This is a genomic window from Actinotalea sp. JY-7876, from assembly GCF_014042015.1.
Taxonomy (GTDB): domain Bacteria; phylum Actinomycetota; class Actinomycetes; order Actinomycetales; family Cellulomonadaceae; genus Actinotalea.
In genome coordinates, this window is record NZ_CP059493.1 from 1,233,672 (window position 1) to 1,250,329 (window position 16,658).

16 protein-coding genes are annotated in these 16,658 nt (G+C 75.5%); all 16 read left to right on the forward strand.

Features of this window, described 5'->3' with window-relative positions; translation table 11 throughout:
• Positions 1-100: 100 nt before the first annotated feature.
• The 16 genes from dhaL (at position 101) to H2O74_RS05915 (ending at position 16,606) form a co-directional block, all read left to right on the forward strand.
• Entirely contained in the window at positions 101-739 is a 639-nt protein-coding gene (gene dhaL, locus H2O74_RS05840) for a dihydroxyacetone kinase subunit DhaL (RefSeq protein ID WP_182113540.1), read from the forward strand.
• On the forward strand, positions 736-1,455 hold the full coding sequence (dhaM, locus tag H2O74_RS05845) for a dihydroxyacetone kinase phosphoryl donor subunit DhaM (RefSeq protein WP_182113541.1): 720 nt from the start codon (positions 736-738) through the stop codon (positions 1,453-1,455). The genes dhaL and dhaM overlap by 4 nt, the downstream gene beginning before the upstream one ends.
• Before the next feature lie 216 nt (positions 1,456-1,671).
• On the forward strand, positions 1,672-3,348 hold the full coding sequence (locus tag H2O74_RS05850; protein ID WP_182113542.1) for an MDR family MFS transporter: 1,677 nt from the start codon (positions 1,672-1,674) through the stop codon (positions 3,346-3,348).
• Between the two features lie 41 nt (positions 3,349-3,389).
• The gene (locus H2O74_RS05855; RefSeq protein WP_255491809.1) at positions 3,390-3,794 is read left to right on the forward strand and encodes a DUF4233 domain-containing protein; all 405 of its coding nucleotides are present in this window, start codon (positions 3,390-3,392) and stop codon (positions 3,792-3,794) included.
• A 146-nt stretch (positions 3,795-3,940) separates the two neighbouring features.
• Positions 3,941-4,534, forward strand: a complete 594-nt coding sequence (locus H2O74_RS05860) for a hypothetical protein (RefSeq protein WP_182113543.1) — start codon at positions 3,941-3,943, stop codon at positions 4,532-4,534.
• 75 nt (positions 4,535-4,609) lie between these two features.
• Complete coding sequence (locus H2O74_RS05865; protein ID WP_182113544.1) at positions 4,610-5,173, forward strand: signal peptidase I; 564 nt, start codon at positions 4,610-4,612, stop codon at positions 5,171-5,173.
• A complete protein-coding gene (locus tag H2O74_RS05870) occupies positions 5,170-5,982 on the forward strand; it encodes an LPXTG cell wall anchor domain-containing protein (RefSeq protein WP_182113545.1) in 813 nt (270 codons plus the stop codon). The genes H2O74_RS05865 and H2O74_RS05870 overlap by 4 nt, the downstream gene beginning before the upstream one ends.
• Positions 5,960-6,478, forward strand: coding sequence for a hypothetical protein (locus H2O74_RS05875; RefSeq protein ID WP_182113546.1), 519 nt, complete (start codon positions 5,960-5,962; stop codon positions 6,476-6,478). Before H2O74_RS05870 ends, H2O74_RS05875 begins: the two co-directional genes overlap by 23 nt.
• Positions 6,475-7,074 (forward strand): hypothetical protein, encoded by a 600-nt coding sequence (locus H2O74_RS05880; protein ID WP_182113547.1) that lies wholly within the window; start codon positions 6,475-6,477, stop codon positions 7,072-7,074. The genes H2O74_RS05875 and H2O74_RS05880 overlap by 4 nt, the downstream gene beginning before the upstream one ends.
• 46 nt (positions 7,075-7,120) lie before the next feature.
• The gene (gene ndk, locus H2O74_RS05885; protein WP_182113548.1) at positions 7,121-7,546 is read left to right on the forward strand and encodes a nucleoside-diphosphate kinase; all 426 of its coding nucleotides are present in this window, start codon (positions 7,121-7,123) and stop codon (positions 7,544-7,546) included.
• A gap of 72 nt (positions 7,547-7,618) precedes the next feature.
• The gene (gene smc, locus H2O74_RS05890; protein WP_182113549.1) at positions 7,619-11,176 is read left to right on the forward strand and encodes a chromosome segregation protein SMC; all 3,558 of its coding nucleotides are present in this window, start codon (positions 7,619-7,621) and stop codon (positions 11,174-11,176) included.
• A gap of 93 nt (positions 11,177-11,269) precedes the next feature.
• Positions 11,270-11,638: a hypothetical protein gene (locus tag H2O74_RS05895; protein WP_182113550.1), complete on the forward strand. Its 369-nt coding sequence runs from the start codon at positions 11,270-11,272 to the stop codon at positions 11,636-11,638.
• Between the two features lie 38 nt (positions 11,639-11,676).
• Positions 11,677-12,900: a signal recognition particle-docking protein FtsY gene (ftsY, locus tag H2O74_RS05900; protein ID WP_182113551.1), complete on the forward strand. Its 1,224-nt coding sequence runs from the start codon at positions 11,677-11,679 to the stop codon at positions 12,898-12,900.
• A gap of 172 nt (positions 12,901-13,072) precedes the next feature.
• On the forward strand, positions 13,073-14,431 hold the full coding sequence (locus H2O74_RS05905; RefSeq protein WP_182113552.1) for an ammonium transporter: 1,359 nt from the start codon (positions 13,073-13,075) through the stop codon (positions 14,429-14,431).
• Positions 14,428-14,766 (forward strand): P-II family nitrogen regulator, encoded by a 339-nt coding sequence (locus tag H2O74_RS05910; RefSeq protein WP_182113553.1) that lies wholly within the window; start codon positions 14,428-14,430, stop codon positions 14,764-14,766. The genes H2O74_RS05905 and H2O74_RS05910 overlap by 4 nt, the downstream gene beginning before the upstream one ends.
• Before the next feature lie 4 nt (positions 14,767-14,770).
• Positions 14,771-16,606, forward strand: coding sequence for a [protein-PII] uridylyltransferase (locus tag H2O74_RS05915; protein WP_182113554.1), 1,836 nt, complete (start codon positions 14,771-14,773; stop codon positions 16,604-16,606).
• The last annotated feature ends 52 nt before the right edge of the window (positions 16,607-16,658 follow it).

The following is a 16,658-nucleotide window of genomic DNA, read 5'->3' on the forward strand; positions in this document are numbered from 1 at the left end:
TGGCGTGCCGTGCGGCCGCCGGTCGCGTGGCAGGCTGGCGGGTGAGGGGGCCGAAGGCGAACGAGCGGGCGGTACGACACGACCGCGGGCAGGAGGCGACATGGGTCTGGACGCGGCGTGGGCGCAGGAGTGGGTGCGACGGACGGCGGACACCGTCGCCGAGCACCGCGCCGAGCTGAGCGAGCTCGACCGGCAGATCGGCGACGGCGACCACGGCGAGAACCTGAGCCGCGGGTTCACCGCGGTGGTCAAGCGCCTGGACGAGCTCCCCGAGCCGCCCGCCCAGGTGGGTGACGTGCTCAAGCTCGTCGCGACGACCCTCATGTCCACGGTCGGCGGCGCGGCCGGCCCGCTCTACGGCACCGCGTACCTGCGGGCCGCCAAGGTGACGGGCCTCGACGAGCTCGACGCCGGCGCCGTCGTCGCGATGGTCGAGGCGGGTCTCGAGGGCATCGTCGCGCGCGGCAAGGCCCAGCCCGGCGAGAAGACGATGGTGGACGCGTGGACGCCCGCCGCCGCCGCCGCGCAGGCCGCGGCCGCCGAGGGGGCCGACCCCGCCCGGGTGCTCGAGGCCGCGGCCGCCGCCGCGGAGGAGGGCGCCGTGGCCACCGACCCGCTCGTGGCGACCAAGGGCCGCGCCAGCTACCTCGGGGAGCGCAGCGCCGGGCACCGCGACCCGGGCGCCGCGTCGTCCGCCCTGCTGCTGCGGGCCGCCGCGCAGGCAGCAGCCTCCCGATGACCGTCGCCCTCGTGCTCGTCTCGCACTCGGCCCAGGTGGCCGAGGGCACCGCCCGGCTCGCCGGCCAGATGGCGCCCGACGTCAGGCTGGTGCCGGCCGGGGGAGTGCCGGTGGAGGGCCAGGACGAGCTCGGCACGAGCCACGACCGCGTGCTCGAGGCGATCACGGCCGCGCTCGCGGACGACGGCGTCGTGGTCCTGACCGACCTGGGCTCGGCCGTCCTGACCACCGAGGGCGCGCTCGAGTGGCTGGAGGACGACGAGCGCGCGCGCGTCCGGACGCCCGACGCGCCGTTCGTCGAGGGCGCCGTCGCAGCGGCCGTCGCGGCGCAGCAGGGCGGCGACGTCGACGCCGTCGCCCGGGCGGCGCAAGAGGCCGGCGGGGCGCCGGAGGCGGCGAGCCGGGGCACGCCCGGCGGCGGTGGTGCTGGCGAGGACGCAGCAGGCGGCGCGGCGGACGACGTCGTGCGCGCGACGGTCGTCGTGCGCAACCGTCAGGGGCTGCACGCGCGCCCCGCCGCGCTCCTCGCGCGGCGGGTCGCCGACCTCGGCGTGCCCGTGCGGGTCGGCGGCGCGGACGGCACGAGCGTGCTCGCGCTCATGGCGCTGGGCGCGGTCGCGGGCGACGAGCTGACCGTCGAGGCGTCCGGCCCGCGGGCGCAGGAGGCGGTCGACACCGTGGTCGAGATGGTCACGGAGGGCTTCGGCGAGGCCTGACGCGGACGTGGCCAGTCCCTGATCGGTGCATTGACTGCAACTTTTTGCCGCCCGTAGGTTGCACTGGTGCCGACCGACACGGCGGGGGACGACGCGCTGCCCTGAGCCCCCTTGCCTGCCGCGCCGCCCCGCGTGCGCGCCGCCCGGCCCGCCTTGCCGCGATGCCCGGTTGCCCTGTCCAGCACTCCACCATCCCGCGCGACACGAGGACCCACCATGGCCACGGCACCACCCGCCACCACCGGCGCACCGCTCGTCGTGCTCGACCGCCGCACCGTCTGGCTGATCTTCGGCGCGCTCATGGCGAGCATGTTCCTGTCGTCGCTCGACCAGTCGATCTTCGGCACCGCCCTGCCGACGATCGTCGGGGAGCTGGACGGCGTGGAGCACCAGGGCTGGGTCATGACGGCCTACATCCTGGCCATCGCGATCGTCATGCCGCTGTACGGCAAGTTCGGCGACCTGTGGGGCCGGCGCTGGCCGTTCCTCGTCGCGATCAGCCTGTTCACGCTCGCGTCCATCGGCGGGGCCCTCGCCGACACGTTCGCCGAGCTGATCATCTGGCGCGCGGTGCAGGGCCTCGGTGGAGGTGGCCTGATGATCCTCTCCCAGGCGATCATCGCCGACGTCGTGCCCGCCCGGGAGCGCGGCAAGTACATGGGCCCGATGGGTGCGCTCTTCGGCATCGCGGCCGTCATCGGCCCGCTGCTGGGGGGCTACTTCACCGAGTCCCTCACGTGGCGGTGGGCGTTCTGGATCAACGTGCCCATCGGCGCCGCCGCCTTCGTCGTGGCGTGGTTCGCCCTCAAGCTGCCCACGCACCGCTCGGGTCGCAAGATCGACGTCGCCGGCATCGTCTTCATGGTCCTGGCGACGTCGGGCATCGTGCTGCTGACGAGCTGGGAGAGCTTCTCCGGCGACGCCGGGTACGACTGGGGCGACGCGCGCCTGCTGGGGCTGCTGGCGCTCACCGTCGTGTCGGTCCTCGCGTTCGTCATGGCCGAGCGGCGCGCCGAGGAGCCGCTCCTGCCGCTGCACCTGTTCCGCAACCCGACGTTCGCCCTCGCCACCGCCGTCGGCCTGATCATCGGCATGGGCATGTTCGCGGCGCTGACGTTCCTGCCGACGTTCCTGCAGATGGCGACCCGCGCCGGCGTGACCGAGTCCGGCTTCCTCATGCTGCCGATGATGGTCGGCGTCATGCTCACCGCGATCGGGTCCGGCATCGCGATCACCAAGACCGCGCGCTACCGGATGTACCCCATCGCCGGCATGGCGATCTCCACCCTCGGCCTCATCTGGATGACCCGGCTCACGGACGACGTCTCGATGCTCCTGTTCGGCACGATGATCTTCGTGCTCGGCCTGGGGCTGGGCCTGGTCATGCAGACCATCGTGCTGGCCGTGCAGAACGCGGTGGACCCGCACGAGCTCGGGACCGCGACCAGCGCGAACAACTTCTTCCGGGAGATCGGGGCAGCCATCGGCGTCGCCCTGTTCAGCACGGTGTTCACGGGCCGGCTCAGCGAACGCCTCGAGCCGCTCTTCGCGGACGCGCCGACCGGGGGAGAGGGCGTGAGTGCGGAGTCGCTGACGCCCGCCCTCATCGACCAGCTGCCTCCCGCGTTGCGGGACGCGGTCGTGGCCGCCTTCGCCGACGCGCTCGCCCCGGCGTTCTGGTACCTCGTGCCCGTCCTGGCCATCGGCTTCGTCCTCACGCTGTTCCTCAAGGAGGTCCCGCTGTCCGACGTCGCCGGCATGGTGGCGCGGGGCGAGGCCGTCACCGCGGACGACGTCGCCGGTGGGGCGACGGTGACGCAGACCGTCGGGCACGACGACGCCGTCGTCGTGGTCGAGGGGTCGGCGCCGGCGGACCGGGGCCGCGAGGGCTGAGTGGTCCGGCGGCCACGGGCCGCGGCGGTAGCGTGGAGGCCGTGCCCGACCAGCCCGTGACCGACCCGTCCAGCCCGGCTCCCGCCGTCCGACAGGGATCCGCGCGGCGCCAGTTCGCCGCCACGATCCTCGTGCTCGAGGTCCTCGTCGTCGCGTTCGCCTCCCTCGTCGCCTTCGGGCTCCGCGTGGCGCCGCCGTCCGTGGTGTGGGGGATCGGGGGTGCCCTCGCGCTCTCGCTCGCGCTCTCGGCCGGCCTGCTGCGCAGTCCCGCCGGGTACGTCGCGGGCTCCGTGCTCCAGGTCGCGCTCCTGGCGACGGGCGTCGCCGTCCCGATGATGTTCGTCGTCGGCGCGATCTTCGTCGTGCTGTGGGTCGTCGCGCTGCGCCTGGGCGGCCGCATCGACCGCGAGCGCGCCGAGCGCGCGCAGGCAACGGCCCTGGGCTGAGCGCCCGCGCCGCCCGACCCGCGCCGCCCGAGTCGAGGGACGAATGTCCTACGACTCGACGGCGGCCGGCGCCTGATCCTGGGGTGACATAAGGAGCGCCGCGTCGTGGCGACGTGGCTTGATCAGGTGCGAGAGGAGTGCACCCAGTGACCGACCTTCCCACCCCCGAGACCCCCACGCCGCAGACGCAGGACGACCGCCGGCGCAAGCGGGCGGCCCTCGCCAAGCTCTCCCTGGCCGGCGTCGCCGTGCTGGGCGTCGGTGCCGCGCTGACCACCGCCGTCTGGACGGACGACGCCTGGTTCTCGGCCGCCGCCTCGGCCGTGGACCCCGACACGGCGATCGACCTGAGGGGTGCCTTCAACGAGGCCGACCCCGCGACCCAGCCGACCACGTTCGAGGAGGCCGACGACGCCGGCACCGCGGTGGCGATCCCGGCCAGCGTCTTCGCCAACCTCACCGCGGGTGACTCGGTGACCGTCCCGGTGTGGATCAAGAACGAGGGCACGTCCGCGCTCGCGATCGCGAACCCGGTCGTGGAGACCGGCGACGCCGGCCTGTTCGCCGTGGGCGGTGCGACGGCGGAGCTCGACCAGGTCCCCGCCACGCTGCAGCCCGGCGAGGTGGCGTCGGTCGACCTGACGATCGCCCTGCCCGCCGACGCCGACCGCGACACGTTCGGCGGCGCGACCGGCGACGTCACGATCCAGTTCCAGGGCTCGATCGCCAACCGGAACTGACACCGGCATCCGCCGGCGCGTGACCCGCGCCGGCGGATGCTCCTGCCACCGCGCGCGGGAGTGAAGGAGGTGTCGATGCGCGCGCTCCGACTGGCCGGGGACGTCGTCCTGTGGCTCGTCGCGGCCCTCGGGCTCGCCAGCCTGGCCACCTGGGGTGCGACCCAGGCCGGCTGGATCCAGCCCCTCGTCGTCGTCTCGGGCTCGATGGAGCCGGAGATCATGACCGGCGACCTGCTCATCGCCGTGCCCCAGGAGCCCGCCGACCTGCGGGCCGGCGACGTGGCAGCGATCCGCAGCGCGGTCACGGGCGACCTGGTCACCCATCGCGTGGTCTCCGTCGAGGAGTCCGCCGAGGGGCAGTGGGCCGTCCACATGAAGGGTGACGCGAACGCGTCGCCGGACGCCGAGACCTACGTGGTCGACCAGGACGTCTGGCAGCCCGCCGTGCGTGTGCCCGGTGGCGGCTACGTCGTCGCGAAGCTCACGAGCCCGCAGGTCGCCATCCCCCTCGGGGTCGCCCTCGTCGCCCTCATGGGGCTCAGCCTGCTGCCCGCCTCCCCGCGGCCGTCGACGGGCGCGGACGCCGAGGACGCGCACCCCGCACCCGCGGAGCCGGCACGAGCGGAGGTGGCGCCATGACGACCGCCCGTCGCCCCAGGATCTCGCACGGTCTCGCCGCGGCCCTGTGCCTCGTCCTTGCGGTCATCCTGGCCGCCGTGTCCGTCCTGACGGCCATCGCCGCGGACGCGACCTCGGGGTCGGGAACCGACTCGGACGCCGGTTCGGGCGTGGGCTCTGCGATCCCCGAGCCCCAGCCGACGCCGACGCCGACGCCGACGCCGTCTCCGTCGTCGTCGTCGTCGGGGACCCTGACGCGCACCACGCCCCTGCACGCGACGTTCAGCGACCTGCTGCCCGGCTCGTCGGCGTCGACGTCGTGGCAGATCACGGTGGACCGGGACGCCCTCGTCACCGACGTCGACGTCGTCGAGTCCGGCCCGGGCGACCTCGACTGGGAGGTCACGCTCCGTCATCGGTCGTCGGGCGCGGTCACCACGGTCGAGCACGACGTCACGGGCGCCCGTCTCGCCGCGGGCGACTACGACCTGCAGGTCGCCGTGCACGTCCGCGACATCCCCCCGCGCGCGACGAACGTGCTGCAGGGGCACATCGCCCTGCGGGACGCCACCGCCGCCGCCGTGAGCGGGTCCGGCGGGTCCGGCGGGTCCGGTCCCTCGGTCCTGCCCTGGACCGGCTCGTCCGCCCTGCCCCTGCTCCTGGCCGCCGTCGCCGCCACGCTCGCGGGCCTCGGCCTGCTGCTCGCGGCGCGCCGCCGCCGCGAGGACGAGGAGGCCCCCGCTCACGGCCCCACCGATGACCCGACCGACGACCCGACCGACGACCCGACCCAGGAGGGAGCACGCCGTGACCGGATCGCAGCGCGCTGACCGCGACCGCCGTCGCGGTGTCGCCGCGGTGCTCGGCCTGGGCCTGCTCACCGGCCTCGGCATCACCGGGACCTCGGCGGCTTGGACCGACGACGCGTGGGCCGTCGCCCCCGCCTCGGCCGCGTCGGTCGACCTCCGCGGCTCGACCGACGGCGGCGCGACGTGGCACGCGGCGGACGTCGCGACGGCGCCGCTGACCGTCGACGCCGTCACCGGGCTCGTGCCGGACACCCCGGTGACGCGCACCGTCCAGCTCTGGAACGCCTCCACCGTGCCGGTCGACCTCACCTGGACCGCGCCGGACGAGGTCGGCTGCGTCGACGTCGAGGTCCGGCCCGCGGCGACGACGCTGGACGCCGGCCCGACCGCCGCGGCGGCCGGCGCCGTCACGACCGTCGACGTCACCTTCAGCGTCCCCGAGGGGACCGACCCGGCCGGCTGTGCCGGCACCGCCGTCGGCCCCGTCGAGATCGTCTTCCACGGGAGCCCCGCATGACCGCCGCGCCCAGCACCACGAGCGCCCGCCCGGGCACCCGCCGGCTGGCGGCGCTCCTCGCCGTCGTCCTGCTGCTCCTGGCCGGCGTCAACCTCGCGGTCCGCGCGACCGCGGGCGCCGCCGCCGCATGGTCCGACGACGTGCACACGACCACCGACGTCGCGCTCGGCACCTGGAGCGCGCCGATGGGACCCGACGGCTGCGTCGTGCGCGACCCCAGCGGCACGCCGACCGGTCAGAGCTGCTCGCTGGGCCTGTGGCCCAACGGGTTCTCGTGGGGCAGCGAGTGGTACCAGCACTACACGGCCCAGCTGTGGTTCACGATCGACGGGCAGTACCCGGGCTACGTGGCGCCGGGGTACACCGTCGAGTTCCAGGTGACGCTGCCGACCAGCGACCAGCCGGCCTGGTGGAGCTGGGACGGCGCCGGCGTCGTGGCGATCCAGACCGACGCGCCGTCCTACGCGCTGACGTCCAGCTGCGGCCAGCTGCCCGTGGTGTCCGGCACGATCTCCGGGCCCATCAGCTACTTCCAGGTCGAGGTGGAGCCGGGCGCCGCCACCGGCGGGGCGTCGGGGCTGCTCTGCACGCCCTGACGGGCCGTGACCTGGTGGCGCTCCCCGCGCCGCTAGGGTGACCGCCATGAACCAGGTCGAGCGCACCCTCGTCATCGTCAAGCCGGACGGCGTCCGTCGCGGACTCGTGGGGGAGATCCTGCGCAGGGTCGAGGCCAAGGGCTACACGCTCGTCGCCGCGGAGCTCCGCACGGCCGACGCGGACCTGCTGGGCGAGCACTACGCCGAGCACGAGGGCAAGCCGTTCTACGGGCCGCTGCTCGAGTTCATGGGCTCCGGCCCCGTGCTCGCCGCGGTGCTCGAGGGCCAGCGCGTCATCGAGGGGTTCCGCCTCCTCGCGGGGACCACGGACCCCACGACGGCGGCCCCGGGGACCATCCGCGGGGACCTCGGCCGGGACTGGGGCACGGCCGTGACCCAGAACCTCGTGCACGGCTCGGACTCCACCGAGTCGGCCGCGCGCGAGATCGCCCTCTGGTTCCCCTCGCTCTGACCCCGCACCTCTGACGCGCGACGCCCCGCCCGCCTGACCCGGCGGACGGGGCGCCGCCCGTAGGCTCGCCCCGTGCACCTCAAGACGCTGACCCTGCGCGGCTTCAAGTCGTTCGCGTCGGCGACGACCCTGCGCTTCGAGCCGGGCGTGACGTGCGTGGTCGGACCCAACGGCTCGGGCAAGTCGAACGTCGTCGACGCGCTGGCCTGGGTCATGGGGGAGCAGGGCGCGAAGTCGCTTCGCGGCGGCAAGATGGAGGACGTCATCTTCGCCGGCACGTCCGGCCGCCCGCCGCTGGGCCGCGCCGAGGTGAGCCTGACGATCGACAACACCGACGGCGCGCTGCCGATCGACTACACCGAGGTGACGATCTCCCGCACGCTCTTCCGCAGCGGCGGGTCCGAGTACGCGATCAACGGCTCGGCGTGCCGCCTGCTCGACATCCAGGACCTGCTCTCGGACTCGGGCCTGGGCCGGGAGATGCACGTCATCGTCGGCCAGGGCCAGCTCGACGCCGTCCTGCGTGCGACGCCCGAGGAGCGCCGCGGCTTCATCGAGGAGGCCGCCGGCGTCCTCAAGCACCGCAAGCGCAAGGACAAGGCGCTACGCAAGCTCGACGCGATGCAGGCCAACCTCACGCGCCTGGGCGACCTCACCGCGGAGATCCGGCGCCAGCTGGGCCCGCTCGGGCGGCAGGCAGAGGTCGCCCGCAAGGCCCAGACGGTCCAGTCCGACCTGCGCGACGCGCGTGCCCGCCTCCTCGCCGACGACCTCGCCCAGCTCACGGCGACGCTCGAGCAGGAGATCGCCGACGAGACGGCGCTGCGGGCGCGGCGCGAGGAGGTCGAGGCAGGGCTGGCGCAGGCCCGGGCGCGGCTCGGGGCGCTCGAGACGGCGGCCGCCGCGGCGGCTCCCGAGCTCTCCGAGGCGAGCGAGGTCTGGTACCGGCTCTCGTCGGTGCGCGAGCGGCTGCGCGGCACCCAGACCCTCGCGGCGGAACGGCTGCGCCTGCTGGGGTCCGCCGAGCGCGACGCCGAGCCGGGCGGGCGTGACCCCGACGACCTCGACGCCCAGGCCGAGCGCGCGCGGGCCGCCGAGGCCGAGCTGGCGGCCGAGGTCGAGCTGGCGCGCGTCGCGGTCGAGGCCGCGACCGCGCAGCGGACGGAGGCCGAGAACGAGGCACGGGAGGCGGAGCGGCGCGTCGCGACGCTGCAGCGGGCCGTCGCCGACCGCCGCGAGGGCCTCGCCCGGCTGGCCGGGCAGGTCGCCGCGCGGCGCAGCCGCTGCGAGGCCACCGAGGCGGAGATCGGCCGCCTGCAGGAGTCGCTCGCCGCGGCCGAGCGCCGGGGCCACCAGGCCACCCTCGAGTTCACCGCGCTCGAGTCGCAGGTGGCGGGGGCCGAGGAGGGCGAGGAGGGCCTCGACGCCGCCCACGAGGCCGCCACCGAGGCGCTCGAGACGGCGACGACGCGCGTCACGGCGCTCCGCGAGAGCGAGCAGGTCGCCGAGCGCGACCGGGCGACCTGGACCGCGCGCGTCGAGGCGCTGGAGATGAGCCTCGTGCGCAAGGACGGCGCCGGTGCGCTGCTCGCGGCCGACGACCTGCCGGGCACGCTCGGGTCCGTCGCGGCCCTGCTCGGCGTCGAGCCGGGCTTCGAGGACGCGATCGCCGCCGCGCTCGGCGCCGCCGCCGACGCCGTGGCCGTCGAGTCCGTCGACGCGGCGGTCGACGCGCTGCGCCGGCTGCGCACCGACGACGCCGGGCGCGCGACCCTCGTCGTCGCCCGGGCCGCGGACGCCGCCCCGTCGCGCCCGGCGGACCTGCCCGACGGCGCCGTCGCGGCCCTGGACCTCGTGCAGTGCCCACCGCACGTCGCGGGCGCGGTCCACGCGCTGCTGGCCGACGTCGTCGTCGTGGAGGGCCTCGCGCACGCGCGCGCCCTCGTGGCGGCCCGGCCCGAGCTCGTCGCCGTGACGCGGACGGGCGACCTGCTCGGCGCGGTGCGCGCGGCCGGCGGCTCGGCGAGCGCCCCGAGCGCGCTCGAGATGCAGGCGGCCCTGGACGACGCGCGCGAGCGGGTCACCGAGGCCGTCGCGCGCGCGGAGCGCACCCGGTTCGAGCTCGTGGCCGCCCAGCGGGCCCAGGATGAGGCGCGCACGGCGCACGAGGCCACGCTCGAGCGCCTGCACGAGTCCGACGCCGCGCTCGCGGCCGTCGCCGAGCAGCTCGGCCACCTCGGGTCCGTGGCCCGCGCCGCCCGCGCCGAGGCCGACCGGGCACGGACCGCGCTCGCCGCCGCGCAGGAGCGGCTGGCGGCCGACCAGGTCGAGCTCGCGTCGCTCGCCGAGCGGCTCGAGCACGCGGAGTCCGACCCGGCGGAGTCCCAGGACGGCATCGAGGCGGCCACGGCGGCGCGCGACGAGGCGGCGGCGCGGGCGACCGCCGCGCGGGCACGCGAGACCGAGGCCCGGCTGACGCTGCGCACGAGCGAGGAGCGCGCCCGGGCGCTGTCCGGCCGCGCGCAGTCGCTCGAGCGCGCGGCGGCGGCCGAGCGGGAGGCCCGCGCCCGCGCGGCCCGGCGCGCGATGCAGCGCGCGGCCCAGTCGCGCCGCGCGGAGGCCGTCCGCGCGGGCGCCACGACGGCGCTCGCCGCGCTCGAGGAGTCGCTGCGCCTCGCCACCCGCGCGCGCGAGGCCGCCGAGGCGGCGCGCGCGGAGCGCGACACACAGCTGGTCGCGGTGCGCGCCGACGTCGACCGCTGGGCGGGCGAGCTGCGCGAGCTCACGGACGTGGCCCACCGCGACGAGGTCGCCCGCGCGCAGCAGGCGCTGCGCATCGAGCAGCTCCAGACCCGGGCGGTCGAGGACCTCGGCCTCGACCCCCAGGTGCTGCTCGAGGAGTTCGGTCCCGACCGACCGGTCCCGGTGCCGGCGACGGACGACGGCGAGCCCACGGCGGTGCCGTACGTCCGCGCGGAGCAGGAGAAGCGCCTGCGCGCCGCCGAGCGGGCGCTCTCGCTGCTCGGCCGGGTCAACCCGCTCGCGCTCGAGGAGTTCGCCGCGCTCGAGGAGCGGCACACGTTCCTGACGACCCAGCTGGCGGACCTCAAGAAGAGCCGCGCGGACCTGCTCCAGATCGTCAAGGAGATCGACGAGCGCGTCGAGCAGGTCTTCGCCGACGCCTACCGGGACACCGAGGTCCAGTTCGAGCGGGTCTTCTCGCGCCTGTTCCCGGGCGGTGAGGGGCGGCTGGTGCTCACCGACCCGTCCGACATGCTCACGACGGGCGTCGACGTCGAGGCGCGTCCGGCGGGCAAGAAGGTCAAGCGGCTCTCGCTGCTCTCCGGCGGCGAGCGCTCCCTGACGGCGGTGGCGCTGCTCGTGGCGATCTTCAAGGCCCGGCCGAGCCCGTTCTACGTCATGGACGAGGTCGAGGCGGCGCTCGACGACGCCAACCTCGGCCGGCTGCTCGAGATCTTCACCGAGCTCCAGCAGGACAGCCAGCTCATCGTCGTGACGCACCAGAAGCGCACGATGGAGATCGCCGACGCGCTGTACGGCGTGACCATGCGCGGCGACGGCGTCACGACCGTGATCAGCCAGCGCATGCGCGAGGAGACCACCGCCTGACGCCCGCGCCGGGGTGTGGAGATCGTGTGGCGATCGACCGGTGGCCGCGTCGTGCGCCGCCCGGGCACCGGGGGCCGTGGCGATACTGGCGGTATGGCACCAGTGGTCGCGTGGATCGTCGTCGCGCTCGTCGTCGCGGGCGTCGTCCTGCTCGTCGCCAACAGCGCGAGCGGGCGCTCGTCGCGCGGGCCGGGGGAGTTCTGGGCGGACCTACGGGCGGGCCTGCGCCGGGGGCGCCGGGGCGGCGTGCTCACGGGCCTGCGCCAGGAGATGGCCGAGGTCGCGGAGGCGGACTCGGGCTCGGTCGAGGACATCTTCGCCATCGGCTCGCCCGAGGACCGCGACTACGTGCAGCCCGACGAGATCCTCAGCACCCTCGCGCGGGCCACGAAGCGGGCGCTGCCGCACCAGCGCACCTCCGCCGACGACGCCGCGCGCGCCCGGGCGGACGCCGGGCGCTGAACGCGCCCCCGGCGGTCGGGGCCTGAGAGACTGCTCCCGTGAACGAGCTCTCTGACCTCCTCCTCGTCGGTCTGCCCGCACTGGTCGTCGTCGGCCTCGCCGCGGTGGGGCTGCGGCGGCGTGGCCGCCGTCCCGGCACCGGCCCTGCCGACACCCGGCCCGGGGGGCCCGGCGACGGTGCGTCCGCGGCTTCCCGGCCGTCCACCTCCGCGGGCACTGACGTCCTCGAGCGTCCCGACACCGGCGCCCCCGACACGGCCGCGCCCGAGGTCGGGGCCGACGAGCTCGAGGCGGCGCCCGCGCTCGAGCGTCCCGAACCGGTCGCCGGTCGCCTCGTGCGGCTGCGCGAGCGGCTCGCCCGCTCCGGCTCGCCGCTCGGCACCCGCCTGCTCGCGGTGCTCTCGCGCGACCACCTCACCGAGGACGACTGGGACGAGATCGAGGAGACCCTCCTGCTCGCCGACGTCGGCGCCGGCCCGACGACCGAGCTGGTCGACGCGCTGCGCGAGCGGGTGCGCGTGCTCGGCGTGCGCGAGCCCGCGGCGGTGCGTGACCTGCTGCGCGAGCAGCTGCTCGCGCTGGTCGACCCCTCCCTGGACCGCACCCTGGACCTGCGCCCCGCGCAGGAGCCGGACGGCGACGGCGGGCCGCACCCCGCCGTCGTCCTGGTGGTGGGCGTCAACGGCACCGGGAAGACGACGACCGTCGGCAAGCTGGCGCGCGTGCTGGTAGCCGAGGGGCGCAGCGTGGTGCTCGGCGCGGCCGACACGTTCCGTGCGGCCGCGGCCGACCAGCTGCAGACCTGGGGTGCCCGCGTCGGCGTGCCGACCGTGCGCTCGGACCGCGACGGCGCCGACCCCGCGGCCGTGGCCTTCGACGCCGTGCGCCGCGGCGTGAGCGACGGCGCCGACGTCGTGCTCGTGGACACCGCGGGCCGGCTGCAGAACAAGGCGGGGCTCATGGACGAGCTCGGCAAGATCACGCGCGTGCTGTCCCGCAACGCGCCGATCCGTGAGGTCCTGCTGGTCCTGGACGCGACGACGGGTCAGAACGGCCTCAACCAGGCGCGCGTCTTCGGTGAGGTCGCCGGTGTGACGGGCATCGTGCTCACCAAGCTCGACGGCACCGCGAAGGGCGGCATCGTCGTGGCCGTGCAGCGCGAGCTCGGCGTCCCGGTCAAGCTCGTCGGTCTGGGGGAGGGCGCCGACGACCTCGCGCCGTTCGAGCCGGAGGCGTTCGTCGACGGGCTCCTGCAGTCCTGACCTGCGCGAAGAACGGGGCGTACCGCCGGGCGTGATCGTCCGCGAAACACGACGTTCACGTCCGGCGGCGTCATGTCACCCCGCCGTAACGCGACAGGCGCTGGCGGGAAACAGCCCTCCACCACGCTGATCCCGGACCAGCCGCCCGGCTGGCGAGGGAGAGGCGATCTCTATGGAATTCGCGCTGGACACGGGCAACACAGCCTGGATCCTCACAGCGTCCGCGCTCGTGCTGCTCATGACGCCGGGACTGGCGTTCTTCTACGGCGGCATGGTGCGCGGCAAGTCCGTTCTCAACATGATGATGATGAGCTTCGGGGCCCTCGGCCTGGTGAGCGTCATCTGGGTGCTCTACGGCTACTCGGCCACCTTCGGGACCGACATCGGCGGCATCATCGGCAACCCGACCGAGTACTTCGGCCTCAACTCCATCACCGACGACCAGAGCCTGATGGCGGGGTCCGGGGTCCCGGCGCTCGTGGCCGCGGGCTTCCAGGCCACCTTCGCGATCATCACCGTGGCCCTGATCTCCGGCGCTGTGGCCGAGCGCATGAAGTTCGGCTCCTGGATGGTCTTCGCCGGCCTGTGGGTGACGTTCGTCTACATCCCCATGGCCCACATGGTCTGGGGCGGCGGCCTCCTGGGCGGCGACGGCATCACGGCCGGCCTGTCCGTGCCGATCGACTTCGCGGGCGGCACCGTCGTCCACATCAACGCCGGCGTGGCGGGCCTCGTGCTCGCGATCATCCTCGGCAAGCGCAAGGGCTTCGGCAAGGAGCCGATGCGCCCCCACAACCTCCCGTTCGTCATGCTCGGCGCGGCCCTGCTGTGGTTCGGCTGGTTCGGCTTCAACGCGGGCTCCGAGTTCGCGGCCGACGGCACCGCCGGCCGGGCCTGGGTCAACACGCTGGTCGCCACCGGCCTGGCCATGCTCGCCTGGCTCGTCACCGAGAAGATCCGCGACGGTCACGCCACGTCGCTCGGCGGCGCCTCGGGCGTCGTCGCCGGCCTCGTCGCGATCACGCCCGCCGCCGCGGCCGTCGACACGTTCGGTGCCCTCGTCATCGGTGCGGTCGCGGGTGTCCTGTGCGCCCTGGCGGTCGGCCTGAAGTACCGGTTCGGGTACGACGACTCGCTCGACGTCGTCGGCGTCCACCTCGTCGGTGGCCTCGTCGGCACGGTGCTCATCGGCCTCTTCGCGAACGTCGGCGAGGGCGTCAACGGCACGTGGTACCCGGACGGTGCGCTCCAGGGCCTGCTCTACGGCGGCGGCATCACCCAGCTGCTCACGCAGACCATCGTCGCGGTCGCCGCGATGGTGTTCAGCGCGGTCGTCACGGCGATCATCGCCCTCGCCCTCAAGGCCACCATCGGCCTGCGCGTCCCGGACGAGCAGGAGCAGGGCGGCGTGGACCTCGCCGTGCACGGCGAGTCCGCGTACGAGACGCTCGGCGGCGCCCGCATGGGTTCGGGCGACGGTGGCTACACGGCGGCGAGCGCGGCTCGTCCCACGACGGAGGTGAAGGCATGAAGCTCGTCACGGGAATCATCCAGCCGCACCGGCTCGACGACGTGAAGTCGGCGCTCGAGGCGGCCGGGATCCGCGGCATGACGGTCAGCGAGGCCAGCGGCTACGGCCGGCAGCGCGGGCACACCGAGGTCTACCGCGGCGCGGAGTACACGGTGGACCTCATCCCCAAGGTCCGCGTCGAGATCCTGGTCGACGACGAGGACTCGACGGCCGTCACCAACGCGATCGTCATGGCGGCCCAGACGGGCAAGATCGGCGACGGCAAGGTGTGGACCGTGCCCGTGGACGACGTGGCGCGGGTGCGCACCGGCGAGCACGGCGTGGACGCGCTGTAGCCCGATGACGCAACGACCGCCCGTCGAACCGGACGCGGTCGGACGCCCTTCCCTCGAGGTCCCGCCTCCCCCGGCGGACCCGGCTCCGGCCGGGTCCGTGGGGGTGCGGGACCTCAAGGCTGATCGGCTCCGGCTGGCCGCCCGGATGACCGGACCCGGCGCCGACGGGGCCGTGCGCCGCGGGGCGCTCACCCAGCTCGCGATCGCGCGGCTCGCCGAGCTGTGGGACTCCGCGATCGGCGAGACGGCCCCCACCGGGATCGCCCTCGGTGCCGTGGGGAGCCTCGGCCGCGGCGACGCGAGCCCCGCGAGCGACCTCGACCTGCTCCTCGTCCACGACGGGCGCAGCCACCGCGCGGAGGAGGTCGCGGGCCTCGCGGAGCGGCTCTGGTACCCGATCTGGGACGCCGGCCTCGACCTGGACCACTCGGTCCGGTCCCTGGCCCAGTGCCGCCAGGTCGCGACCGCCGACCTGCCCGCAGCCGTCGGCCTGCTCGACCTGCGTCACGTCGCGGGGGACCGCACCGTCGTGCAGCGCGCGCGCACCGCGCTGCTGGAGGACTGGCGCTCGGCCGCCCGGCGCCGGCTGCCCGAGCTGCTGACCACGACGCGCACGCGCGCCGAGCGCTCGGGGGAGCTGGCGTACCTCGTGGAGCCCGACCTCAAGGAGGCGCGGGGCGGCATCCGGGACGCCGTGGTCGTCTTCGCGCTGGCCGCGACCTGGCTCACCGACCGGCCCCACGGCGCCGTCGACGACGCCTACGCGCACCTGCTGGACGTGCGCGACGCGGTGCACCTGGTGACGCGGCGGCCGACCAACCGCCTGCTGCGCGCCGACCAGGACGAGGTCGCGGCCCTGCTCGGGACGGGCGACGCGGACGACCTCCTGGCGGGGCTGGCGGAGGCCGGCCGCACGATCTCGCACGCGCTCGACACGACGGTGCGCCACGCGCGCCAGGCGCTCGCGCGACCGTCGCTGCGCCGGCCCGTGCTGGTGCGGGGCCGCCGCACGGCCCCGCGCCTGCGCTCCGTGGGCGACGGTCTCGTCGAGCACGACGGCGAGCTGGTCCTGGCGGCCGGCGTGCGGCCCGAGGACGACGCGCTGCTCGGCCTGCGGGCGGCGGCGACCGCGGCGCGCACGGGCCTGCCCCTGTCCCCGGTCACGGTCGAGAGCATCGCCCGCACGCCTGCGCTGCCGGAGCCGTGGCCCGCCGCCGCGCGGGGCCACCTGCTCGCGCTGCTCGCGAGCGGCCCGGCCCAGATCCCCGTGTGGGAGACGCTCGACCTGGCGGGCGTGGTCACCTCGTGGATCCCGGAGTGGGCTCAGGTCCGCAACCGGCCGCAGCGGTCGCCGATCCACCGGCACACGGTCGACAGGCACCTCGTCGAGACCGCGGCGCGGGCGGCCCGGGCGCGCCGGGGCCTCGCGGCGGGGGACACGCTGCTGCTGGCCGCCCTGCTGCACGACATCGGCAAGCGTCCCGGTGCCGAGGACCACAGCGTGGAGGGGGCCCGCCTGGTGCCGGCGATCCTCGCCCGGATGGGGGTCGAGCCCGCCGAGGCCGACGACGTCGCCCGCCTCGTGCGCCACCACCTCACGCTGGCCCAGCTCGCGACGCAGCGCGACCCCGACGACCCCGCGACGATCGAGGAGCTCTGCGTGGCGGTCGACGGCAGGGTCGAGCTGCTCGACGTGCTGCGCGCCCTCACGGAGGCCGACGCGTCGGCCGCGGGGCCGGCCACCTGGTCACCGTGGCGGGCGCGCCTGGTGGACGACCTCACCGAGAGGGCGCGGGCCCGGCTCACCGCGGGGCCGGACGGGGCGCTGCGAGTACCCTGAAGCCCGGCGCCGTCGCGTCGTCCGCACGTCCCCCACGCCCGGTGAGGTCCAT